General features: G+C 41.7%; 25 protein-coding genes. All 25 read right to left on the reverse strand.

Translation table 11 applies throughout. The features are described from left to right. Positions 1–106: 106 nt before the first annotated feature. Positions 107–979, reverse strand: a complete 873-nt coding sequence (rfbD, locus tag HYN43_RS18100) for a dTDP-4-dehydrorhamnose reductase (RefSeq protein WP_281024323.1) — start codon at positions 977–979, stop codon at positions 107–109. A gap of 12 nt (positions 980–991) precedes the next feature. After that, positions 992–1546 carry a dTDP-4-dehydrorhamnose 3,5-epimerase gene (rfbC, locus tag HYN43_RS18105; protein WP_119410688.1) on the reverse strand — a complete coding sequence of 185 codons (555 nt, stop codon included), beginning with the start codon at positions 1544–1546 and terminating at the stop codon, positions 992–994. A 120-nt stretch (positions 1547–1666) separates the two neighbouring features. Next, positions 1667–2611 (reverse strand): GDP-L-fucose synthase, encoded by a 945-nt coding sequence (gene fcl, locus HYN43_RS18110; protein ID WP_119410689.1) that lies wholly within the window; start codon positions 2609–2611, stop codon positions 1667–1669. A gap of 6 nt (positions 2612–2617) precedes the next feature. Then, a complete protein-coding gene (gene gmd, locus HYN43_RS18115) occupies positions 2618–3736 on the reverse strand; it encodes a GDP-mannose 4,6-dehydratase (RefSeq protein WP_119411276.1) in 1119 nt (372 codons plus the stop codon). 380 nt (positions 3737–4116) lie between these two features. Further along, positions 4117–5184: a 6-hydroxymethylpterin diphosphokinase MptE-like protein gene (locus tag HYN43_RS18120; protein WP_119410690.1), complete on the reverse strand. Its 1068-nt coding sequence runs from the start codon at positions 5182–5184 to the stop codon at positions 4117–4119. Positions 5185–5193: 9 nt separating this feature from the next. Continuing rightward, the gene (locus HYN43_RS18125; RefSeq protein ID WP_119410691.1) at positions 5194–6021 is read right to left on the reverse strand and encodes a 6-hydroxymethylpterin diphosphokinase MptE-like protein; all 828 of its coding nucleotides are present in this window, start codon (positions 6019–6021) and stop codon (positions 5194–5196) included. Between the two features lies 1 nt (position 6022). Continuing rightward, positions 6023–6790, reverse strand: a complete 768-nt coding sequence (locus HYN43_RS18130) for an HpcH/HpaI aldolase family protein (RefSeq protein ID WP_119410692.1) — start codon at positions 6788–6790, stop codon at positions 6023–6025. A gap of 13 nt (positions 6791–6803) precedes the next feature. Further along, positions 6804–7481, reverse strand: coding sequence for a cyclase family protein (locus tag HYN43_RS18135; protein WP_119410693.1), 678 nt, complete (start codon positions 7479–7481; stop codon positions 6804–6806). Continuing rightward, positions 7471–8151: an acylneuraminate cytidylyltransferase family protein gene (locus HYN43_RS18140; RefSeq protein ID WP_119410694.1), complete on the reverse strand. Its 681-nt coding sequence runs from the start codon at positions 8149–8151 to the stop codon at positions 7471–7473. The genes HYN43_RS18135 and HYN43_RS18140 overlap by 11 nt, the downstream gene beginning before the upstream one ends. A gap of 3 nt (positions 8152–8154) precedes the next feature. After that, the gene (locus HYN43_RS18145; protein WP_119410695.1) at positions 8155–8604 is read right to left on the reverse strand and encodes a NanQ anomerase/TabA/YiaL family protein; all 450 of its coding nucleotides are present in this window, start codon (positions 8602–8604) and stop codon (positions 8155–8157) included. 14 nt (positions 8605–8618) lie between these two features. Then, complete coding sequence (locus HYN43_RS18150) at positions 8619–9368, reverse strand: inositol monophosphatase family protein (RefSeq protein ID WP_119410696.1); 750 nt, start codon at positions 9366–9368, stop codon at positions 8619–8621. Between the two features lie 9 nt (positions 9369–9377). Next, complete coding sequence (locus HYN43_RS18155) at positions 9378–10517, reverse strand: acyltransferase family protein (RefSeq protein ID WP_119410697.1); 1140 nt, start codon at positions 10515–10517, stop codon at positions 9378–9380. Between the two features lie 81 nt (positions 10518–10598). Further along, a complete protein-coding gene (locus HYN43_RS18160; protein WP_119410698.1) occupies positions 10599–11981 on the reverse strand; it encodes an endo-1,4-beta-xylanase in 1383 nt (460 codons plus the stop codon). Between the two features lie 142 nt (positions 11982–12123). Beyond that, the gene (locus tag HYN43_RS18165; RefSeq protein WP_119410699.1) at positions 12124–12723 is read right to left on the reverse strand and encodes a D-sedoheptulose-7-phosphate isomerase; all 600 of its coding nucleotides are present in this window, start codon (positions 12721–12723) and stop codon (positions 12124–12126) included. Between the two features lie 38 nt (positions 12724–12761). Next, positions 12762–13754, reverse strand: coding sequence for a Gfo/Idh/MocA family protein (locus HYN43_RS18170; protein ID WP_119410700.1), 993 nt, complete (start codon positions 13752–13754; stop codon positions 12762–12764). 40 nt (positions 13755–13794) lie between these two features. Beyond that, a complete protein-coding gene (locus HYN43_RS18175) occupies positions 13795–14346 on the reverse strand; it encodes a serine acetyltransferase (protein WP_119410701.1) in 552 nt (183 codons plus the stop codon). A gap of 4 nt (positions 14347–14350) precedes the next feature. Then, positions 14351–15268, reverse strand: coding sequence for a phosphoglycerate dehydrogenase (locus HYN43_RS18180; protein WP_119410702.1), 918 nt, complete (start codon positions 15266–15268; stop codon positions 14351–14353). A 234-nt stretch (positions 15269–15502) separates the two neighbouring features. Beyond that, positions 15503–16603: a 6-hydroxymethylpterin diphosphokinase MptE-like protein gene (locus HYN43_RS18185; protein WP_119410703.1), complete on the reverse strand. Its 1101-nt coding sequence runs from the start codon at positions 16601–16603 to the stop codon at positions 15503–15505. After that, positions 16587–17771 carry a hypothetical protein gene (locus tag HYN43_RS18190; protein ID WP_162996541.1) on the reverse strand — a complete coding sequence of 395 codons (1185 nt, stop codon included), beginning with the start codon at positions 17769–17771 and terminating at the stop codon, positions 16587–16589. The genes HYN43_RS18185 and HYN43_RS18190 overlap by 17 nt, the downstream gene beginning before the upstream one ends. A gap of 47 nt (positions 17772–17818) precedes the next feature. After that, positions 17819–19285, reverse strand: a complete 1467-nt coding sequence (locus tag HYN43_RS18195) for an oligosaccharide flippase family protein (RefSeq protein ID WP_119410705.1) — start codon at positions 19283–19285, stop codon at positions 17819–17821. A gap of 43 nt (positions 19286–19328) precedes the next feature. After that, positions 19329–20372, reverse strand: a complete 1044-nt coding sequence (locus tag HYN43_RS18200) for a glycosyltransferase family 2 protein (protein ID WP_119410706.1) — start codon at positions 20370–20372, stop codon at positions 19329–19331. A gap of 37 nt (positions 20373–20409) precedes the next feature. Beyond that, a complete protein-coding gene (locus tag HYN43_RS18205) occupies positions 20410–21471 on the reverse strand; it encodes a glycosyltransferase family 4 protein (RefSeq protein WP_119410707.1) in 1062 nt (353 codons plus the stop codon). Positions 21472–21504: 33 nt separating this feature from the next. After that, positions 21505–22782 (reverse strand): protoporphyrinogen/coproporphyrinogen oxidase, encoded by a 1278-nt coding sequence (locus tag HYN43_RS18210; RefSeq protein WP_119410708.1) that lies wholly within the window; start codon positions 22780–22782, stop codon positions 21505–21507. A 2-nt stretch (positions 22783–22784) separates the two neighbouring features. Beyond that, positions 22785–23861 carry a glycosyltransferase gene (locus HYN43_RS18215; RefSeq protein WP_119410709.1) on the reverse strand — a complete coding sequence of 359 codons (1077 nt, stop codon included), beginning with the start codon at positions 23859–23861 and terminating at the stop codon, positions 22785–22787. A 38-nt stretch (positions 23862–23899) separates the two neighbouring features. After that, a complete protein-coding gene (locus HYN43_RS18220) occupies positions 23900–24760 on the reverse strand; it encodes an NAD-dependent epimerase/dehydratase family protein (protein ID WP_119410710.1) in 861 nt (286 codons plus the stop codon).

Here is a 24760-nt window from a genome sequence, read left to right on the forward strand (position 1 = left end):
GTGCCTTTGATTGGCAAGTTTCATCTTGCCCCACAAACAAAAAAGCAGCGCCTTTGGCACTGCTTTTTTGTTTGGCATAAAATCCACATGTATATAGGCACCCCCTTCAGAGGGCGGGGGGGGATGCTTTTTTCAGGCTATCCCTCCAATACGGGATCTCTATACCGAACGTATTTTTAATTTTTGCCTTATCCATTACCGAAAATGCCGGTCGTTTAGCTTTGGTTGGATATTCTGAAGTGCGGATAGGCAGCACCTTCACATCAATTTTCGCGATATCAAAAATAGCTTTGGCAAAATCATACCACGAGGTTACGCCTTCGTTGCTGTAATGATAAATACCGTAGGCTTTTTTATCTGATGCGATGATATCAAAAATAGCTCCCGCCAGATCGATAGCATAGGTTGGCGTACCAACCTGATCGGCAATAATTTTTAGCAGATCGCGCTCGGCGCCGAGTTTGATCATGGTTTTCATAAAGTTATTGCCATATTCTGAGTACAGCCAGCTGGTACGGATGGTGTAGTACTCATCAAATATTTCGGCTATGGCCTGTTCACCTTCCAGTTTGGTGAGGCCGTACACTCCTATCGGATCGGTTTCGTCATCTTCTGTGCGGGGTGAAGCGACATCTCCTTTAAAGACAAAATCTGTTGAAGTTTGGACTAAAACAGCGCTATGCTTTTTGCATTGCCTGGCAAGATTGGCGGCACCTGTTTTGTTAATGGCACGGGCTTGTTCTATTTCATCTTCGGCCTTATCAACTGCTGTGTAAGCGGCGCAATTAATGGCAAAGGCGGGCTTATATTTTTCGAATACAATATCCAGCGCGACTTCATCAAGTATATTTCCTTCGGCCGAACTGAGAAAATGGATATTATCAAGCGCCCTATCGTTTGCTACATGTTTTAAACATGAACCTAATTGCCCCGATGCTCCGAATACAATAATAGTTTGCATTTTGAACTGGTGTTTTATTAAAAAGAGAAATTAAAATCCGAAATCGGGGGCATTTTTTAAAAACGGAAGTTCCAGATCTTTATCAGATACCAGTACCTCGGTAATATCTGCCTGCCAGTTGATATTCAGATCAGGATCGGCGTAGTGAACACCGCTTTCGGCTTCTTTGTTATAATAATTATCGCATTTGTATTGAAAAACCGCTTCATCGCTCAAAACTATAAAACCATGCCCAAAACCCCGCGGAATAAAAAACTGCTGGTTATTCTCTTCGGTTAAAAGCACGCTGTGGTATTGACCGTAGGTAGGCGAGCCGCTACGTAAATCGACAGCCACATCCAATACCTCGCCTTTGGTTACCCTAACCAGTTTAGCCTGCGAAAATTCGCCTTTTTGCAGGTGCAGGCCACGCAGAACGCCTTTTGTTGAATATGACTGATTATCCTGTACAAAATCAATATCAAAGCCTGTCAGTTCGGCAAAGCGTTTGCGGTTAAACGATTCGAAAAAGTAGCCTCGGCCATCATTAAAAACGCGTGGTTGTATAACCAGGCATCCTGCCAGTGGGGTTGGTATTATGGTCATTTATATTATCGGATAAGTTTTAAAACCGGATTGCGCGCCGGTTTTTCATTAACGAAGATAAGGCAAAATATGTTTCGGAACCGATAAGGGTATTCAAATAAATACTTCGCAGGTGAGTGCTTATCGCTCGGCCACCAACACACCTTTACTTAAAAAATCCTGGTAAGCTAAAGTAATACCCTCCTCGAGTGTAGTATGGAAACGCCAGCCTGCTTCCGTTAACTTGGTAACATCCATTAACTTACGCGGTGTGCCATCGGGTTTCGAGGTATCAAAATTGATTTCGCCTTCAAAACCTGTTATTTTTTTTACCAGCAGCGCCAGATCTTTTATCGAAATATCTTCGCCGGTGCCTACGTTAACCAGGCCCGGCTCATTATAATTCTGCATCAGGTAGTAACAGGCTTCGGCCAAATCATCGGCAAACAAAAACTCGCGTTTGGGCGATCCTGTACCCCATATGGTTACAGCTTCGGCTCCCTGCTCCTTTGCTTCATGAAAACGGCGGATTAATGCAGGTAACACGTGCGAATTCTGCGGGTGATAATTATCATTATACCCATACAAATTGGTAGGCATAACCGATATGTAGTTGCAGCCATATTGCGAGCGATAGGCATCGCACATTTTTATACCTGCAATTTTAGCTACGGCGTAAGGCTCGTTGGTTTCCTCCAGCGGACCGGTAAGCAGGTAATCTTCCTTTAAAGGCTGTGGCGCCATTTTAGGATAGATACAGCTCGAACCCAAAAACATCAGTTTCTTAACACCGCTTAAATAGGCGTTGTGGATAATGTTATTCTGGATTTGCAGGTTATCATATAAAAACTCGGCACGATAGGTGTTGTTGGCAACTATCCCCCCTACTTTGGCGGCGGCTAAAAAAACATAATCGGGTTTTTCTGCCGCAAAAAAATCGGCCACGGCCTGTTGGTTACGCAAATCAAGCTCGGTGGAGGTGCGGCTTACAAAATTTGTAAAACCTTCTTTTTTTAATTTACGCAAGATTGCCGAGCCCACCATGCCGTGGTGACCGGCAATATATATTTTCGCGTTTTTTTCCATTAGCTATTATTCAAACTGTTTTTTGATGGCATAGCCTGATTCTTCGAGCAATTTCTCTCTCCTGAACAAATCAACATCGGCGGCAACCATTTCTTTCACCAGGCCCTGTAAATCATACTTAGGCTCCCAACCCAGTTTTGTTTTTGATTTGGTTGGATCGCCGATGAGCAGATCAACTTCGGTAGGCCTGAAATATTTTTCATCTACTGCTACAACCTCTTTACCGGCAGGTAGTTGAAAATCCGGGTTACTGCAGCTAACTACATATCCCTTTTCATTAACACCTTCGCCGTTAAATTCAATTTCAATACCTACTTCTCCAAACGCAAGACGTACAAACTCGCGTACGCGGGTGGTAACGCCGGTGGCTATTACATAATCTTCGGCTACTTCCTGTTGCAGTATCAGGTACATGGCTTCCACATAATCTTTGGCGTGGCCCCAATCGCGCTGCGCATCCAGGTTACCAAGATACAACTTATCCTGCAGCCCCATAGCTATTTTGGCCGTAGCGCGGGTAATTTTACGTGTAACAAACGTTTCACCACGCAGCGGGCTTTCGTGGTTAAACAGGATGCCATTGCAGGCATATATGCCATAAGCCTCGCGATAGTTTACGGTAATCCAATAAGCATACAACTTGGCAACTGCATAAGGTGAACGCGGATAAAACGGCGTGGTTTCTGATTGCGGCACAGCCTGCACCAAACCATAAAGCTCGGAAGTGGAAGCCTGGTAAATTTTTGTTTTCTTCTCGAGGCCGAGGATACGGATAGCCTCAAGCAACCTCAATGTACCGATACCATCGGCATTGGCGGTATATTCGGGTGTATCAAAACTCACCTTTACGTGCGACATTGCGCCGAGGTTATAAATTTCATCGGGCTGTACCTGCTGAATAATACGGATCAAATTGGTGCTATCACTTAAATCGCCGTAGTGCAGTATCAGGTTTTTGTTGGTATCGTGCGGATCCTGGTACAGGTGGTCTATCCTATCGGTATTAAATAACGAGCTGCGGCGTTTGATACCGTGTACCTCGTAATTTTTTGAGAGCAATAGTTCGGTAAGATAGGCACCATCCTGGCCGGTTATACCTGTAATTAAGGCGATTTTTTTACTCATATTATAAATATCTTTTGGCATTTACATTAAATGCAATTGTATCCAACGTTTTAACGGCCTATAGGCCTGTACGCCTTATAAACATTGCAAATTTCATTAAACCGATCACTTTAAAAAATTTAATTTAATAATATCGGCTTCCTGACTTAAAAGTATCCATTTTTAAATAAATACCCGCAAACTATATAAACAATAACCGTTGAGCCGGCGCTGATATTTTAATAATAGTACGTTTACAAACCTCATAAAAAAACAACACAGGCAATGATATTTAATCATGCCTGTGTTGTTGTATCCAATTATGTTCAGTTATTACCCTGTTTTAAGCTAAAATTAACCCCCCATCCGGGATAAGATAAAATATTACGCTTAATTATAACTTATCGCTTCACAAAAAAATACTGATTTTTATAAGGCCCTACAGGTAGAAACTCCAATATTATTTTAGGGATAAGAGTTACGCCCAGATCCTGCGATGTTTTGAAGTAGGCGGGGTAACTATCAGATACCTGCGCAACCAGCGGCGCATTAAGCATTTGCTCAAAAGTAAGACCATGCTCCTTCAGCACTTTGCTTGAATTTAGCAACGCTTCTTTTTGTTCGTCGGTTAAATCGAACAATGATTCAAAATTTTTGCGGGGGAATGCTTCCAGTTTACCGCCGTGGCCTGCATTGTAAATATGCACATTGCGGCTTTCAAAAAATTCGCGGCCCTGGTCAAACTTCTCCAGCATTTCGTGAACTGTGGGGTTGTGATATTTCAAACCCTTGCCAAAATAACGCGGATCAAAGTGGTTAGGATCGTGCTCATCAGCCTCCCAGTTGCGCGAGTTGATCTTTTTCACTTTCTGATCGGCAAAGGTCATATCAACACCAATCAGATAGATGTCGGTAAAACCTAAAAACGCTGCAACCTGTATAGCACCGTTCACTACGGTTTTATTGATACCGCAATTAGGTAAATCGGCCCTGAACTCGGGCCTGTCGGTATTTAACCAGTAAACGTTTTCTTTATGATCGATATACTTATCAAACTCAACATTTGAAGGGTGGATATCGGGAAAAAAAGCATAATCAACCAAAGGCAAAATATCCTTGTTAATTTGCTCGTGCATATCCTTTACCACCAAATCATCAGTAACCATGTAAAACTGTGGCAGCCAGTTAAGGCGTTCAAACATCAGGTTAAATCGGTTAAAGGCCATGGTGTATTCGCCTTCAAGCAAATACAATGGCATTTGGTTTAGGCTTGGGCCGTTACCAATTATAAATACCCTTTTACCTTTATATTTATCTTTAAGCGTTTGCCATTTTTCAATGTTTTTTACGTTTTTACCCCGTAAAGTGCGCTTAATTTTTACAAGGTTATAATTCCATATCCTTATAGCAAATACCTTGAGGCCATCATTTTGTATAGTGCTTATGCCTTTGGATATCAATGACTTCATCGTACCAACCTATTTTTTAAATAATGAATTATAATCAACTTTTTCAAACACTTCCAGTTTTCCGCCTATGGTGGCATCTTTTATAACCCGGCCGTGCTTTTCAAAAGTTTCCCTGGCCATGCGGTAAGCCAGTTCTTCGCCTTTGTAATCAGGAATACGCCAGGCCATGCCTTTTTTGTAGTAGCCCTGCACAAAGTGATTCTTCTCGTCGCCTGTTGAGTATACCAGTGCGCCCGGCGTACCTTTTTGCTCGTAGTTATGATCTTTACCTACCAGGTAAACCTCGTCAAAACCCATGTAAAACGCAAGCTGCATGCAAACGGCAGTTACACTATGGCCTCCCCAGGTGGTTTTGGTTACATCGGTAGAAAACTGTGGCTTATAATCGCTGCGGATAAAGGCCAGGTTATCTTTTTTTGTGAACAGGCTGCGGGCATTCCAGTTAAAAAACTTGGGCAGATGCTCCAGTGCATCCAGGTCATCGCGAAACTGTTTAAGCTGGATAGCAATGTCCTGCACAACAATATACGTTGGCATAAAACCCATATCGCCGGCATTTAAGTACATGCGGTTCATGGCGATAGTTTTTTCGTCCTTTAGCTTGGACAAATCGGTTTGCTTCAAACTTGGCCCGTTGGCAACAATAAAACAACGTTCCCCTTTATGGATATTGTGGAACTTAGCCAGCATGGTTTTGTTTTGCTTCGCGAACGACGAGTTGGTATGCCAGGCTATAAAATGAGGAATATCTTTTAACCGCACTTTTATCGCATTACTGATCCTTTCGAACGAAAGTTCCTTAAGCGACATATCTTTAAGATACTTTAATCTACTCATATTATTTACTGTTTAATTTTTGCATTTGCGCATGTGCCGTTCGGCCCATAAACAAATAATCGGTGCTGAAAGCTATAAAGTTGTAACCGGCATCCTGTTTTGCTTTTACCAACTCAAAATCAGGCTCGATAACGTGGTAGCCCATCGAAGCATTTTTGCGTTCGCAAATCTCTTCAACTTTTTTCAGGGCTTCGATCACCACGGGTTCATTGTACTGACCGGGGATACCTAATGATCCTGAAAGATCATACGGACCAATAAAGGTGCCATCAATACCCGGCGTATCAATAATGGCTTCGAGGTTGTTTACACCGTCGATATGCTCGATCTGGGCAATTACCACCTGGTAATCGTTAACCCATTTTTTGTACTCTTCAAAACCAAAGCCATAGCGCTGTGCACGGTTAAGGCCTACACCCCGTTTACCAACCGGCGGGTATTTGCAATAATTAACGGCCTGGGCAGCTTCTTCGGCTGTACAGGTCATGGGTACTATGATACCATCGGCACCGGCATCCAGAACCCGTTTAATTACTACTTCCTCGTTTTTTGATACCCTTACCAGGGCAGCCATACCGCGGGCCTGGATGAAGCCGATAAGCACCTGTGCTTCGTTTAAATCGATCACAGTATGCTCAAGGTCGATACATAGCCAATCAAAACCAGCCTCGGCCAGGGTATCAATAACAGCCTGGTTGGGGATGGTGATCCATGAGCCAACGGTGTTTTCTTTATTTTTAAGCTTTTGCTTTAGTGTTGTGTTTTGCATAGTTTAAGTAAAATTATTCAACATCGGCAAATACGGTTACCGCTCCGCCGTTTCCGTCTTCAACAAACATAGGTGCAACCACAACCGATTTGATAGCCGAGTTTACCGCAGCAAGTGCCATATCCTCAATAACCAGTATTGGCTGCTTAGGCTCATCCGGGCAAAGAAATGCCCTGTGGCTAATGCGGCCTTCCGGACGGAAATTCCATGAAGTTAACGATATAAAATCAAACCCCACGCAACGCAGGTAAGGGAAATGGCTCCTGAAGTAATCGGCCAGCTCTGCAGCAAGGCCGGGACTGTCGTTCCAGTATTTATCAATTGCCCTGTATCCTTCGTAACCGGTGCGGATAAACAACAGTTCAACATCGTGAGGCACCTGCGCTTCAACCTTTTTAAAATCGTCTATCGAAATTAAAATGCCGCTGGTACAGGTAATATCAACCAGTTTTACCTTATCGTAAAAAAAATCATTAACCGGAAACTCGTGCGTTTTTTTGCCGGTTGCCGAAAAATGCCGCGGCGAATCGATATGTGTGCCGATGTGGTTATTAGAAAAAATCCAGCATGATGAATTGGCTGTTTCTCCTTTTAATATCGACGAATTATCGCGGATAAAAATCCTGTCGCGGTTGCCATATGCCGGCGTTGATTGCGAGATGAGGTGTGATAAGTTGATGTTATTGCGCATTCTTTAGTTTTCTTTGAAGCAGGAATTCGGCCCAGTAAAAATCTTCCATATCATCAATATCGGCAGCTTCAAGCCTGTCGATAGGGTACATCAACGCGTTAGAGCCCAGGCGGGTTTGCGTACGCTCGTTAGTTTCGCGCGAGAAGATGTAGAAGCATGAGTTTTCCAAAAATATCGGCGGCAAATCCTGTGTACGGGTTAATACCGCAGGATCATGGTTTACGCCAGTACCATCAGCCCAGTAAAAACGTTGTTTGGTTTCGGTTACCGAAAACAATGCATCATGTTCTTTTTGAGCAAAAAAAGTTTCGATAGCGGCATCAATCGTTTCGGTGGTAAGCAGCGGGTTGGTGCTGTGTGTTTGCAAAAACCAATCGCCTTCGGTTTGCGAAAGATCGTAAGCGATGAGCGGCTGGATGGTTACCATATCGCCAAGCAAAAAGTCGGGGCGTTGCAGCAGCCTGATTTTATCAAAGTTTGATGAAGCGCTTTCGGCAATCTCATCATCATCGGTATTAACAATAATATCGGTAATGTATTTACTGTTGCTCAACGCTTCCATTACCCAATGGAAACAAGGTTTACCAACCAATGGCCGGATGTTTTTGTGGGGCACACGCTCAGAGTGGCCCTTCATCGGTACTAACGCTTTAATGCCAGGAATGCTCATATATTATACTTTTACTTTTATTACAATTTTTTTGATGTAGCCCGGTTCTTTAGCACAATAAACGGGTGCATGAGCATCTTCAGGAAAAAAAACGGCGAAAATATCATTGCCTATCACCACTTCGCCCTGGGGCTCAATCATGCTGTAAAAAGTGGCGTCTTTTTGTTCATTATATTCGGTATGCGGTGTAAGCCTTTTAAGGTTTGACCACGGAATGCGCTCCTGGTTTTTGATGCAGTATTGCACATCAATAACATGGCGGTGTGCTTCGTAACCAAAATCATTTTTTATCTGGGTTTCATATTCCATAACTACAGCCTTTGCCTTTTCGGTAAGCGGGTACTCGCCCAATGCAATTTCAGGGTCGGCATTTTTTATAAATACCAGGCCGGCATAAATATCCGGGTTTATAGCTTCGTAAAACTCAATATTGGTAAGTGAGTCGATGATCATATCTCTTGTTTAATTTAGATTTTTCCGTTTGATGCAAATACATTTAAATACAGCGGTCCTTTGCCTTCGGGTGCTGTGAATGTACCACCGGCAGCCACTAAAATAGCCAAACCTGCGGCCACATCCCAAACAGCAATATTATTTTCGGTATAAGCCTCAATGCTTCCTTTAGCTACGTGAATTAATGACATAGCTGCCGAACCAAATAACCTTACCTTTTTGTACTCCTGCACGTTGCTTACAAAGGTGTTGATATTGCTTTGATCAAAACTGGAGTAAACCGGGAAACCGGTTGATAAAATACTGTTCTTTTTATTATCGATATTGCTTACACTTATTTTTTTACCGTTAAGGTATGCGCCGTCGCCAACTAAACCGGTATACAAGCGCTCATGTAAAAAATCATAAACCACGCCCAATACCGGCTCATTATCTTTCCATAAACCGATAGATACTGCGTAAATATCAATATCGCGCGAGTAGTTTAAACTGCCATCCAGGGGGTCAACAATCCAGCGGTAGCCATCGGCGTTGTCATTCTTAACAAGGCCCGATTCTTCGCTCAGGATATTAAAAGGCGAGCCTTCGCTCAAAATCCTCACAATCAGTTTTTCCGATTCAACATCGGCTTCAAGTTTGATATCCTTATCAATGCTGCTGTTTATCTTTACTTCAGCATCATCGGTTTTTAAAAGCATTTTACCGGCTTCTTTTGCTGCGTAAACGGCAAGCTCAAGCTGGCCGGCTAAGTTTAAAGTATCCATTTATAATAATTATTTTGAAACTGAAACTGGTTCAGCTTTAGTTTTTGCTTTACTTGCCCCGGCTAAAAAAGGCAGGTATTTATCAATCAGGTACATTACCGGTAACGATAAAACAACAATTAAGGTAGTGAGTACCGCCGCCTGCATAAAATTAAGCTTTGCAGGTAATGCAAAATGGCCCGCCTTTAAAATTGCTATCGAAATACTTTTAAGTATACTTTGAATACACATTAAAACAAGTGTATTGGCCGATATAAACAGGATAAGCCTGTTAGGCCATTTTTCAAATAAAAAGCAAAGCGTAAAAATCATAAAGGTGCCGACAAGCCCCCCGGCAAAATATAAAAACACATTATTGCCCCAGGTAGCCGTGTTTACATCGGGACTGCCGTTGTATTTACCTACCAGTATGGTAGCAGCAGTTAGCACAATAAAACATGCCAGGTTAAGCACATTGTTTTTAAACCATGTTTTAATAATACCGGCCGATTTAATAACTACACCCAGGTAAAAGAAAGGCAAAGCCACCAACGCGCTATCTATCGAAAACCAGATGTGATAACCATTGGTTCTCAGCAACCATACAAGTACAAAGAGCACCAGCACGCCAACACCAATGGTTACTTTATTATCTTTTGCGATACCCTCTAAAGCAGAATAAATCACTTTCACAAAAAACAAAGCCATCAAAAACCACAGGGGGTGATTGATACTGATGGAAAAATCGGTTTCGTAACCTACCCCTATTAACATACCCAGCATAGGTTTAATAACGCCGGCCTGCGCAAACGAGCCCGGAAACTGATTTTTATGTTTTGAGTAAATAACTACAAACCAGTACGCGTAGCTGATGATATAAAAGTATACATAAGGCAAAAGCAACCTTTTAACATCCTTGCCTACAGCCAACCCAAAGGTATCCTTACGTTTATACAAGTACCCGGATATCAGGAAAAACAAAGGCATGATAAAAGTATAAATAAAGTTAAGCGCCAATGCGTTTGCCAACGCCATGTGCGCCACTATTACTGATACAATGCCAATTGATTTGGCGTAATCAATCCATACCTCGCGGTCTTTTTTTCCCTTCAGAACGCCGGCGGTTGCATTCGCCCCTGTTCCGGTTTGTAAAGTAAGTGGTTGATCCATTTATTTAATAGTGATATCTAAAAGTAGGTTCGATATAAATTCAGTTTAAGTGTATTTTAATTACTATTCAACATTAAAAAGTTAGTTACCCGCGCTATATTCCCTGCATTCGTCAACCATGGCTTTTAAGGATAGCTTAGGCTTCATGTTATCATCAAGTATGTGGGGGTAAAACGGTTCCTTCCAGTGGCCGGCCGTCCACGAGCTGGCATCCCAGGCACCCCAGGTTGTAAAACCGGTACAGTTTCTGGCATGCAGCGCGGCATATAAAAAAGTATGGTAAACTTCTGCCTGTTGCATAAAATCGGCTTTTTGCGGCGATGCTATGGCCAGCTGCGTTGCGGGGGTAAAATTGTTTACGCGCTGAGCGCCTTTAGCCATAATTACATCAAACTCGGTTATCTGGGTTTCCATGCCCAAATCGGCAATACGGTTCATGATCCCTATCAGCGATGAGGTGGTATATTTATCCTTATCATACAAGCGTACGTGGGCCTGCATGCCGACACCGTCAATAGGTGTACCTTTTTGCTTAAGGTATTTAACCAACTGAAAAGCCCGCTCAGATTTTGGGTGCGAGGTCATTTCAATACCGGCTTCATTCAGGTACAATTTAGCCGAAGGATCGGCCTCGTGCGCCCATTGAAAGGCCAGTTGGATATAATCGGTAGGATCATCAGAGCCAGGTTTGTGGATTGATGTCCAGATATTTTTTTCAACTCCATGATCCAGGCATATATTAGGATCAGTTCTGAGGCCGCCATTACAGGTTGGCTCATTAACAACATTCCAGATGGTAACCCTGCCCGGGTATTTATCTCTGAAGTGCTTTACAATAGTTTGAATATGGTTTTTAAGAATATCTTTTAACTGATCGGGTGTAAAATTTCCTTTTACAAGCCAATCGGGTAGCGGATCGCCCATTACAAGCGCGTGCCCTTTTACTTTTGCACCATCTGCCATGGCAAACTCAACAGATTTATCCGAGGCATCAAAGTTAAACACACCCTGTTTAACCTCGGTAGTACGGTACGAAACCGAAATAGTATAAAAGTTAAAATATTTTGATATAACGCTCAGAAAATTTTTCGGTCTTGGCGGGCGCAGCTGGATATCAGCCGGGCTTATGGCTGTGCCAAAATAAATCCCTTTTTTAAGCAGGGTACTTTTTAAAAAACGGATATCATTATCTGTAACCAGCGTGTTTTGATCGGTGTCGGCCTGTTTGGGTGATATGGCCTTCGGTTGTTTAAAACGATAGGAAGCAGGTTTTACAGGCAAACTCTCGTCATTAACCTGCGCTTTAGCCTGCGGGCTGGTATCGCTATCTGCATTTGCCCGGGCCGGCAAATCGCGGGTATCAACAAAAACATCTTTTTCGGGCTTGCTTTTTAAAACCAACCACGATGCAAGCGCTGTAACAACAACACCCGCTATAATCAAAAAGAATTTTAAATTTTTCATAATGGCATTTTTATTCAGTTAATGAAAACAGATATATTTCTTTACGGTTTTGCATATCTTTTATTACGCCGATGTAAAATTTAAAACAGATCTGCCCGGCCACCTGTAGTACATTGTACCGAGGCCGGGCAGATAAAAAATACTATGTTAAAGCAAGGAACTCCTCGTCGGTTGCAAGGTAGTTAACAATGATATGGTTTAATATCATGTGCACGTCTTCAATCGGCCCGTAATCGCCTTTAGGGTTTGGCGTGTAAAGAGGTACTGTTGAAATCTCGTTTAATTTACCACCAAGGAAACCAACAAAAGCAATGGTTTTACCACCAAGCTCGTTAGCAAACTCTGCAGCTTTAACCAGGTTTGGCGAGTTACCGCTTGCTGAGATAGCGATTAAAACGTCGCCCGCTACAAACTGGCCGCGCATTTGCTCAACAAATACATCGTCAAAATTATTGTCGTTGCCAATTGCTGTAATCATAGGCACGTTATCGGTAAGCGCAATTATTTTTGGGCGGAACTTTGAAAAATAACGCACAAAAAACCTGAAATCAGCCTGCATGTGTGACGCAGTTGCTGCGCTGCCACCGTTACCTACCACGTAAATGGTGTTGCCGCTTTTAAAAGCTTCGATAAAGGTGGTTATAACCTGGCCTAATTTTTCAGGATCAATTTTGTTTAATATATCGGTTAAACGACCGACATAGTCTTGTAAATAATTTTTGGCTAACTCAGTTCTTTCCATTAGAAGTAGTGTTTTGGGGTGATTAATTAATATTTTGATTAAAATTCTTTTTGCTCGTAAACCTTGTCAATGATAGTCATCAGTTTAAAGGCATCGTCTGAACTACCGTAAACAACCGGGCATTTTTCGTCAACGCATTTAAAGAAATGGTCAACTTCGTAACGCCAGCTATTGTTGTTCATATATTTGGTAATAACCTCATCCTGCCAGGTTGCAGCCGGAGCGGTCGACCTGTTTTTAGCTATAGAAAGCGTTTCTTCGCCGTATGACATGGTAGAAGTGATCAGGCCATTCAGTACCATATAGCCTTTTTCAAGGAAGATCTCTAACGAGAACAGGTGGCGCCATTGCGACATGGTTGAGTGCAGGGAAGCTACTTTGCCGGTTGCCGATTCTTTAAGAATAACAAAGGCGTTATCTTCCACATCCATGTGCCAGTACAGGTTTGAAACCTCGGCTTTTACCACATCAAAATCGCCCGAAAGGAACAGGAATAAATCAAGCATGTGAATGCCCTGGTCCATCAGGATGCCACCGCCTGCAAGTTCTTTTTTTGCACGCCATTGGTTAAAATAATCTTTGGTAACGCTTTTACCGTAACGGCCGCGCAGCCAAAGTACTTTACCATACTCGCCGCTGTCAATAAGCCTTTTCATGTGTAAAACGCTATCGTGGTGGCGGTGGTTAAAACCGTACATCAATGTTTTGCCGCTTTTTGCTTCGGCTTCTTTTATTTCGATAATATCGGCAGCTGTAAATGCAGGTGGCTTTTCGCAAAAAACGTGTTTACCGGCATTTAAACCACGAATGGTAAGTTCTTTGTTTAAAAAGTTGGGGGTACAAACGATAAGTACATCAATCTCCGGGTTATTGATGATATCGTCATGGCTAACGTTTGGTATGCCATCTACCTCAGCACCAACATTAGGCTCAGATATGGCTACAACTTCTCCTTTTTTTAACTCTTGTATAGCAGTACGGCGGGTTTTACCCATTACACCATACCCGATTATACCAATTTTATGACTCATAGGATTTGTGCTTTTAAAGGGGGATTTTAATGCTTATTTGTTAAATATCTATATTACTTAATGTTCTTAAAATTTTGCTCGGGTGTCCGCCAACCACGGTGTTTGCCGGTACATCTTTTACAACCAGGCTGCCAGCCCCTATGGTTACATTATCGCCAATGGTTACATCGCCTATAATAATGCTGCCCGGAAAAATGGTAACGTTGTTACCTATTTTAGGGAACTTTGAAGGCGAGTTGGAACCAACAGTAACATTGTGCCCTAAGTAAACATTTTCGCCAATTGTTGAGCGGATGTTAACTATAATACCGTAAGAGTGGTTTAATTTAAAACCCGGTCCTATTTTGGTTTTATAGGATATATCGGTACAATACCTGCTGGTCATCAACCTGAAATACAATTTTAACGGCGACAGAAGCAGTAAAGCAACTTTGTTACGATTTAAATAAAAGTGATTAAGCACCCTGTAGATCACTACAATACGAACAGCTTTTTTTATAAAAAAAAGGATAAACGCCGGTTTAGGTTTACCACCTACCGATGACGTAGTTAAGTGCTTAATATCTGCTTTTAGCTTTTCGCTTAACTTCATTGTTTTATGCTAATGAACTGATCAGGTTGTTTACCGCATCAATTTCCATTAATAGTTTTCCTTCTTCGGCATACGAGCCAATGTGCGGTGTAAGCACTACGTTATCAAGCGTTGTTAACGGGCCTGAATATGGTTCATCAACAAACACATCAATAGCTGCAGCCGAAAGCTTACCGGTTGATAAGGCAGTGAAAAGCGCTTCTTCATCCACAATTCCACCGCGCGAGATATTAATGAGCAGGGCTGTTTTTTTAATCAGTTCAAGCTCTTTGGCACCAATTACCGGGCTTTTATCAGCATTGCCAGGTACGTGCAGGGTAACAATATCAGCAGTTTTTAGCACTGTTTCAAAATCGGCCAGTTCAACGCCATTGGCTTCAGCCCATGCGGCATCAGCATACGGGTCAAAACCTATAACCGGGTTACCTATGCCCCTAAACAGTTGCGAAACCAAACGGCCGATACGACCTAAACCAACAACGCCTATTTTTTTATCGAGTATCAGGTTACCTGTTTGCTTTACCCATTGCTTGTTTTTTAAAGCAGCATCAGCCTGTGGGATGCGCCTTAACAGCGATAAAGTCATGGCCAGGGTTAACTCGGCCACCGCGCGGGTCGGGCCATCGGGCGTGTTTTTTACGATGATGCCTTTTTTAGCGGCATACTCCAGGTCAACACTATCCATACCTATACCTACGCGGCTAATTACCTTAAGCTGCGGCAGGGCATCCATAACCCTTGCGGTAAGCGGTTCAACACCGGCAACTATACCTATGCAATCTTTAGCAAGGTCAATTACTTCATCTTCGGTAAGTTTACGGCCAAAAGGGTTATTGATTACTTCATACCCGTTTTCTTCCAATAAAGAAAAAGGCTTGTTTCCTACTTGTCCGAATGAAGATGGAGAGGTTAAAACTTTCATATATTTAATTTAAGGCTAAAAGCTTAGGTAAACGTATCAGGCAAAGCAAACCGAATCGGTTTTTTTTGCAATTTATCAATTTAAATAAACAAATTAACTATTTATTTTAAAAAAACCTTTAATTCAATGCGATATTTTAAAAATCGAGTTGAATTTCAGTATTAAAATTGTCCTGACTTTTAATTAATGGTTACTATTTTATTAACTAAGCAATTAAATCAGGTAATTGGTGTATTATCTTTTTATTAAAAGGTACTTATCCTGGTATGGTCCGTACGGAATATAGTCAAATATAAGCTTTCCCGATTTTTTTAAAAACTCGGCTTTGTTCAGCATAAAATGCGTAAGCTGTTTAAGCTGGTCTTCTTCAACATCTACCAGGGTCTCCACTTTTTCGTTCAGCTCATCAAAAGTTTTAACCGGAAATATCGGCCTGAACGAATCGGCAAACAAATCAAACTTTTCCTGCTCGGTGTAACTGGTGAATAATGTATCGAAACCAACACGCTCAAACACTTCCATAATTCCGCCGTAAGTAGCGTTATAAACTTTGGTTGTGGTTAATTGTTTTAATTTTTCGCGGGCATTTTCTAAAGCCTTAAAGGTGTTATCCATTACCGAGGCTGTTGGCTGGTGATATTTTTTTCCTTTACCAAAATAACGAGGGTCAAAATGGTTCGGATCATCATCATCTTCAGATTGGATCTGGTTATGCTCCATTTCTTTCACTGTGGTGTGGATCTTGTAATTCATATCCATCCCCAAAATGTAGATCTCAGAAAAACCGAGATAAGGCAAAATTTGCAAAGCTGCCAATGCCACGGTTGGGCATGGCCCTATTTTAGGCATATCTACCGAAAAGCTGCTTACGCCCGAGTACAGCCACTGCACATTAGGGCGGTTATCAATTTGTTTTTTGATGTTATCAAACTGAAACATGTGAAAATCAGTAAAAAAAGCGTGCTTTACCTCGGGCAAAATCAGTTTGTTTATCTCATCGGCATTATCCTGCACAACAGTTCCATCAACACAGGCGTAAAACTCCGGGCGCCAGGCAAGCCTTTCAAATAATATGTTTACGCGGTTAAAGCATATCGCATACTCGTTTTTGAGCATGTAAAGCGGAGTTTCGTTAAGGCTGGGGCCGTTGCCTATTAAAAACACGCGTTTTCCTTTATAGGCATCCTTTAAAGCTTTCCATTTTTTTTGGTTCGATCTGTTATAGGTTAAATACCTTACAGTATAAGCCGTTAAAAAGGTATAGATCTTTTTTATGGTGAGTGCCAGGCCATCTTTTTCGTACTTGGCCTTAATTTTTTTAAAGTGCTTGTTCATTCAGTAAATGCTTTGGTATTGTTCTGCGTGTTGATGCTTTCTTTATTTTCTTGTTTACGCCCAGCCTTTCAAACCAGTAAAGGGCAAAAATGGTGGTAGGCATAATCTCGGGGTTGTGGGTAGCGAAACCTGTAAAAGCCTCGGCAAAAATCACTATCATGTAGGCCCTTATAAAGAGCTGGTCGTCGCTTATTTTTTTGAGGAGCGTGCGGTAAAAAACCATCAGCCATGAAATAACCGCTAAAAAGCCAAAATAAACCCATACACCAACCAGGCCTACGTCGCCCACCCTGGCCTTGGCCACTTCGCGTATTTTATCGTTCAGATCTTCATAAGCTGAGTTATAGGGTACGCCGTTACCAAAAATCTGGGTCCATACACTGGGCTGAAACGAAGTGAAAAAGTAGTTATAAGCACCGGTACGTACGTCGCTGTCCGAACTGGAGAGCTGCTTTTGCGTTAAATCAAACAAGCTTCCTAATATTTTATCTGCGTATACCGAAAGTACTATGGCCACACCCACCAAAATGATAATGATGATAAAAAAGTTGGCAAACCCTTTACGGCTGTATCTTAAAAAGATAAGCGCGCTGCCCAGGGTAACGCCAATGGTAAGCATCCGGGATACGTTAAGGAAGCTGTAAAGCGTACAAATACCGTATATGGCAAAATAAATGAGGTTTTTCTTTTTCAAAAACTCCTGCAGGTAATAAAACGAACCTAAAATAAGGAAGCCCCTGCCGTAGTAAAATATCGATACCGAACTGCGCCGCTCGTCAACCCGCCATGAAAACGGTGGGTTACCTATCATGATGATATCGAGCGTATTGATGAGGAATACGCAGATAAACATGAACTTAAAAACTGATAGCATGAATTTTTCATCAGCATCAATGTGATACAGAAAAAAATACATGAAATAACAGTAAAACGCCCTTTGCCCGATAAGGGAGTTGGAGATATCCTGGTCATGAAATAGCAAACAAGTGATATCGCTGATAAAAACACCCGTTAAAAAAATCATGATGGGCTTATAAAAGTCGCCCTGCCTTGCCAGTTTTTTGTTGCGGTTAACAAATGCGTAGTAAACACATATCAACGCACCTACAAGCTGCAACGGGTTGGAGATACTATTATCTAAAGCCTTGAAGCTAAAGAACTTTAGCATCAAAATTAAGCTAAAAATAAGTATTGCCCTGTATTTTTTCATTTCAATCAGTTAGCCTTTTTCGCCACAATCTTCCTGGCTAAATCAATATCTTCCTTTTTATAAACGCCGGTGAAAACAAGTATCGTAATTAAAACTCCAAACGATAATAATGTTATCACAATTTTTTCCCACTCGGGCATGTTGAAGTAGTTTACCACAAACTTCAACCCTATAAATAATGCTAAAAACAGCAAGGTTACCGGCACCTGTTTTAAATAAGTTACCGAAAGCTCCTTGTTTCTTAAGTTATAAATGTAGATAAACCTTTCAACAAATGCAGTTAATAAAACACCCAAAGCTACCGAGCTGATTACGCTATGTAAAGGATCGAGGTAAGCCATTGCAAGGATGATGATAATTATGCTTACCGAGTAAATAAGGTTATTTAAATTATACCGCTTAAACAGGTTTAACGAGAAATACACGTTAATTAAAGGTATGTTCTGCGTTTTGATATAAGCATGCAATAACGAAAAAATGAATACCAGGTTACCCACCAGGTATTTATGACCGAAAACAATGCGAATAACCTCTTCGCTGAATACCAGGATGAGCAGGAAGAACGGGAAAACCAATAATGACAATACCCGCTCATATAACCCCAAAATATTGAAGTTTTTGGCAATGTTTTGCCCCGTGTTTTTTGAAAACACCGCCAGGAAAACCCCGCCCATACTTGTGCCAAGGCTTAAAAACATTAAGCCTAAGCTTGAGCCGGCACTATAGTAACCCAGCGTTGCCGCATTATTTACCTTTACCACTGCACCCAGAGCCATCTTATCAAAACTTAATAACAAGGCAAAGCACAAAGCTCCCGAAATCATTTTAAACGACATGCTTACATAGCGCCTGGCCAGTTTCATATCCAAATTTCCCCAGTCTTCCGACCGCAATTGCAGGAAAGGGTAAATGATACTGAGTGCAGCTGCCACGTTTAAAAAGTTGGCTATACCAAACTCTTTAAAGCCCAGCAAAATAGCAATTACCCTTGCTGCCGAAATTAAAACCGATTGGATGATATTGGCAATGTTTGCTTTATAAGCTTTCAGTTTTGCCGAGAAAACAAAGTTTGAAGTTTGCGCCACAGCACCAATAACCGTTTGTATTACAAACAAAATTATCAGGTACAGCTGTATTTCTGAGTAGAGGGTTGATTTGGTGTACAACAGCAATAAAGCCAGCAGTACCACAAAAATAGCAATACAGGTACGCGATACCAGTGCTATCCAGGCAAAGGTACGGATGCCTATTTTAGGGTTTTCGTTATAAAGCTTAAGGTGAGCGTTACCTATAGATGCCGACAAGGTGTTATTAAACACGTTTTGAAAAGCAACAGCAAGGCTGATATTACCCAATACGCTTGCACCGCTGATCCGCGCCAGGATGATTGACGAAAAAAAGGCCAGCCCCTGGATAAAGATCCTCGAGGCAAAGTTTACGGCAATATTTTTAAATAAGTTATCAGATTTCATAAAATGGCGCGGATGTGATAAGGGGGTGAATAATTACAACCGCTTAATGGTCATTTTTTAGTGAACTGAATAAATTTCTGATGTTTTTAAATTTCTGTTTAAAACGCGACTGGTAAAAGTTAGGGCTGTTACCTATCCTCCTGATACCGTTCAACTCTTCTTTACTCCATCCGCATTGCAACAGCTTTGGCACAAAATTGTTATCCCACTCGCTGTTTGTGGTGGCACAGTAAAGCGAAAGTACTCTATAATACGGGTGCGATTTTTTCAGCAGGTTTAAAAACAATACGCCGTTCTGGTCGTCGGCTTTAAAAGTTTCGTTTTTTACTTTAATAAAAAGGTCATAATCCATGGCCAGGCGTTTTGGCCAGCTAATGCCTTTTAAGTGGCTGTTACCCAACCTGCACAAAACGTAATGGGCCGGCTCATATACCACCTTAATACCTGTTTTAAGGTAGTTGATAAAGTAATATAAAAACGAATAAGAAGTGCCCTCGTACGATTCATCGTACTCAAACAAGCTTACGGCATCGGTACGGTAAATGGTTGATGATATAAAGCTGAACACAGCACCCACATCATTAGCAAAGGCATAATATGATCCTTCCTGGTATTTATCCGAAAAATCAAACACCTGTTTGCCTATCGTTTTGTTTAACCAATAGCGCTCCCTGATGCGTTTCAGGTTTACATCACAATCAATACGGTTAAAGGTCATTAACCCGGCCTCGGGGTTTTCTTTAATCAGTTTAATAACCTCAACCAAAGCGCCCTCAACCAAGGCATCGTCGCTGCCAAACAGCCAGCCAAACTTACCCTGCCCCATTTTCATGGCCAGTTTAAAGTTTTGATCGGGGCCCAGGTTTTTAGGGTTTATTTTATAACTGAATGCAATACCCGGATTTTTTTCTTTCACCCCGGCCAGGTATTGATCGGTACCATCTGTTGAAGCGTTATCTACCACGCAAATCTCAACCTGCTCAATCAATTCGGGCGTAAGCTGCGAAATGATGATCTCCAGATTTTCGATCAGAAATTTTTTGCGGTTATAGGTAGGTATACAGATGGATAATAATTTGCTTGACATAAACCTGAAATTAAAAGTTGCGTAAACAACTAAGCTTTTACTTTTTTAATATTTCAACCACTTCGCCCGAAAAAATATCAAGGTTTAATTTTTTCTCGCAAAGCTCACGACCCTTGCGGCCCATTTCGGCTGCTATTTCGGGGTTATTGTATAAATATTCGATGCTCCTTTTCCAGCCTTCAACATCATCCAGATCAATAGAAATGCCTATACCTTCTTTATCAACATCAATATCAATAGCCGGATTTTTGGTGATGATAACCGGCTTATTTAAGGCCATAGCCTCGTACATATTGGTGATACCGATAAGGCCTTTTGCTTTTTTGGTACATATAGATAAAGCAATAGCATCATTTAAGCTGTTGATAAGGATACTTGGCGAGGTTGGCGTAACCGGTAAATAGGTTACGTTAACATTTGGCGCTTTACCGGCATAAGTGCTTTCAAGTTCATGTGTATCAACATACAGCAACAACGGTACATCGGTTTTGGCAAATGCCGATACCAGCGTATCATAATCTCTTTTGGCTTTACCTGTGCTGATAAAGAAATCAGTTTTGGCGGGAGGCATTGCAGCTACCGAGCGATCGTAAAACTCCAGATCGGGGCCCCAGTTAATTTTAAACAGTTTTGACGGAGCGCAAATACCTGTTTGGCGGGCTTCGTCAAAATGCAGCTGGCTAAAAAAAAGTACTTTATCAGTACCCTTGTAAGCCTGCTTTACCAAAAACTTTTTTAAACCTCCCTTTGGGTTAGGAATACCCTGGTGCGAGAATATCACAATAGGTTTATTGAAAAGCCCAATGCTCCTGAAAAACATCAGCAAGCCAAGGCCTTTAGGATATGGGCCATATACGGCATCGTACTTGCGGGCTGTAAACAGCATGCCCAACGAGTGGCATACCATCCTCAGATCAAGCTTGATGATCTTTTTTAGTTTTTTGTAAAAGCCATCGTACGGATTGCGCGACATCACCACATCAATACCATACTTAGGAAAGTGGGTGGCGCCAAAAAGCGGGTGACCAAAATATTTACCCTGCTTCCAGGCCTCAAGCCTTTCGTATTTACTATCCAACTGGTAAAACAATATCTTCATTAGGTAGCTGTAATTAATATGATTGTTTTGTAATTACTTAATATCGATGCTTGAAGCACATTTTTTACCACTCATCAGGCTCTGGTCGCTCCACAGGTAATCCCATTCGCCAAACCGGCCTATATATTTTATTCCGTACCCATCAAGGTAACTGTGAACGATGGATACATTTTTCTCCCTGTCGTGATCAAATATTACGTTGGCATAAGGGGCCTCGCGGTAGTCGGTCACTTCAACATCCGCGTTTGTGAAAAGGCCCATGTCAACCCCCTTGTTAACCACGTGTTCAATCAGGCTTCCACCTCTTAAATTAGGGGCCTTCCTTTTTGAAAAATAGGTTTCAAACTGAATTGAGCTTTTGCCTTCCGGCACATTATCGGCCGATTTGATAGATGGCGAATATCCCCTTGAAGGTAAAATATCCTCATCATAAATATAAAACCACAAATGCTTAGGAATATCGGGCCTGTTAAACCCAACCGAAACCAACTGGCCTGAAGTTACAAGCAGTGCTTCAGCAGCTTCCTTTACATTTTCAGGAACATCTTTTATTATTTTGATCAGCTCGGGCAGCGGTAATGATGATACCAGCTGTTCGTAAAAAACTGATGATCCATCTTCAAAATCAACTTTCTTTTGTTTTGGGTCGATGAAAATGGCTTTTTTCCCTGTTTCGATATTAACCTCATCTGCCATTAATTTAGCAAATGATTTATAGCCGCCTTTTACCGGGTAACGCATCTCTTTGGCGTAGTAAAAGTTAGCCGATTGCTCTTCAAAAGCACCTTTCAGCAAATTATCAAGCGGGGGGATGCTGAACCTTTTGCCGGCCCAATCGGTAGTAAGCTCTTTGGCGTTCAGTGTCCAGTATTTTTCGGTGTAAACACCCGGAAAGTTATCAGTAAAATACTGCCCGAATTGCAGTAACAGCCATTCGTAATAATTTTCGGGCTGTTCAATTACCGGTTTGTTTACAAAATCTTTTATAATGGCAACCTTCTCATCGGTACTGAGTGGTGCCAGGTTATTTTGAGCCGGATGTTTAAGCCAAAAACCTTTATAATAATTGGTCGATTCGGGGTGATGGGCTATATATTCGCTGCTTTTGGCAAAAATTTCCTTCACATATTCGATACCGGTAAATGACAGGTGCACAAAATGATCAAAGCGAAAACCACCTTCAAGCGTAAAGTTATCTATCAGTCCGCCCCATGTGGCATTTTTCTCATAAATAACACTGTCGATATTTTTTTGCTTAAGATGATAACCTGCAGATATACCAGAAATTCCTCCACCTAAAATAACAACCATCTTTATTTTTTTAATGATTTCAATATTTCAGCTACTTCGGCTGTAAATGTGTTCAGATTATAATCTTTTTCGGCAATGGCCCTGCCCTTTTTACCCATTTCAATGGCTTTATCAGGGTTTTCGTTCAGGTATTTTACGGCATTTTTCCAGCCATCCACGTCATCCACATCCACTTCAATGCCTATTCCCTCCTGCTCAACCTTTACATCAATAAACCTGTTTTTGGTCATGATAACGGGTTTACTCATGGCCATGGCTTCGTAAAGGTTTGAAATGCCCTGCTGTCCTTCGGTTTTTTTAAGGCAGATGGTAACGCCGATAGCTTTGTTCAATTTTTCTACCAGCTGGCCCGGCGAACTTTCCGAAACCTTCATGTAGCAAATTTCGGTATTGCTTGGGATACCGGCTAAAGGCGCTCCCTGGGCTTCGTTATCTAAATACAGATGCAAGGGGCGCTGAGCTCCTTCAAATGATTTTACCAGTGTTACGTGGTCGCGGTTAGCTTTACCAACGCTGATAAAATAGTTTTGGGCTGGTGCACCGTCTTCCTTAATTTTTCTATCGTAAAAATCAAGGTCGGGCCCCCAGTTTACCTTATGCATTGCCGAAGGTTTGGCAAGCTTGATATCGGTAGCTTCGTCAAAATCGGCCTGGGTAAAAAACAAGATCTTATCTATCCCGGCGTAGTATTGCCTTATCAAAAACTTTTTAAGCCAGCTGTCTGACTCATTAAGCACCCGGTAACCAACAAATACAATAATTGGTTTACGATACAGGCGTAGCCTTCTTAGCAGGATCAGCAACTCCAACCCGCGTGGATATGGTGCGTAAATAGCATCATATTTGCGGCTGTTAAAAAATAATTTTATCGGGTGGTACCAAAATCTCAGATCGAGACGGAAGTTTTTTTTAAACTTTTTTGCTTTAGCTACAAAATTATCAGTCGAAAACTCAACGTCGATGCCGTAGTTAGGAAAATGGGTTGCGCCAAAAAGCGTATGCCCAAAATATTTCCCGGCTTTCCAGCTTTCATAAGGTCCGAGTTTACTATCTAACTGATAAAATAATATTTTTTCCATAGGTAAATGTGTACTGGTAACAAAACCAGCATTGCTGTTTAATTGCTGTCGGCTGTTAAGGCAAGGCCTTCCTCAAACGAGTGTTCGGGTTTCCATCCTAAAGCCTTAAGGCCCGAATTATCCACTTCCGATTTCATCAGCTCGTTTTCGCGGTAAGGCACAGCGCCAAAATTTAACGATGATGTACTGCCCGTATATTCTTTAATAGCAAGCAGTACATCTTTTACATACAGTAATTTATCGCTGCCAACCTGGTAGCCCGAGTAGGCGGCTTCAATGGTATCTAATTTATCAAGCACAGTTAGGTAAGCGCTCATCACGTCATCAACGTACACAAAATCGCGCAGCTGCTCGCCTTTGGTAAGGTCAATCTGGGGTTCGTTGTTGCGCATCCGCTCAATCATGGCCGTAATAAAGTTGGTATTACTGCAGCCGGGCCCGTAAAAGTGCTCCAGCTGCATGTTTATTACTTTAATTTCCGAACGGCGCATGTATAACCACTCCTGAAATTGCCTTTTGGTTAAAGCGTAAGTGCTAACAAAACGGTCAAGCACGGTATCGGTATTGATAAATAAGCTGCAATTGTTTTTAATTGCCTTATCCAGCAAATCAAACGGAACAAAAAGGTTGGCGTTAGCCATAGTTGCAATCTGCTCATTCAACCTGCCGTAAAAAGTGGCGGCATGAATAATGGCATCTATTTTCTGATCAGTAAATAACTCATCAGGAACACCATTTTCTACCGAATACATTTTTATATCCAGCCCCTCAAGCCTGAACAAATTATTAAGTGAATATTCTAACCCTACAACTTTATAATTGGCAAGTAAGGTTTTTGCCATCCGGCTGCCTAAATACCCGTTAATACCGGTAATTAAAATGGTTTTAATATTACTCAT

It is taken from the genome of Mucilaginibacter celer (genome assembly GCF_003576455.2).
Lineage (GTDB): Bacteria > Bacteroidota > Bacteroidia > Sphingobacteriales > Sphingobacteriaceae > Mucilaginibacter > Mucilaginibacter celer.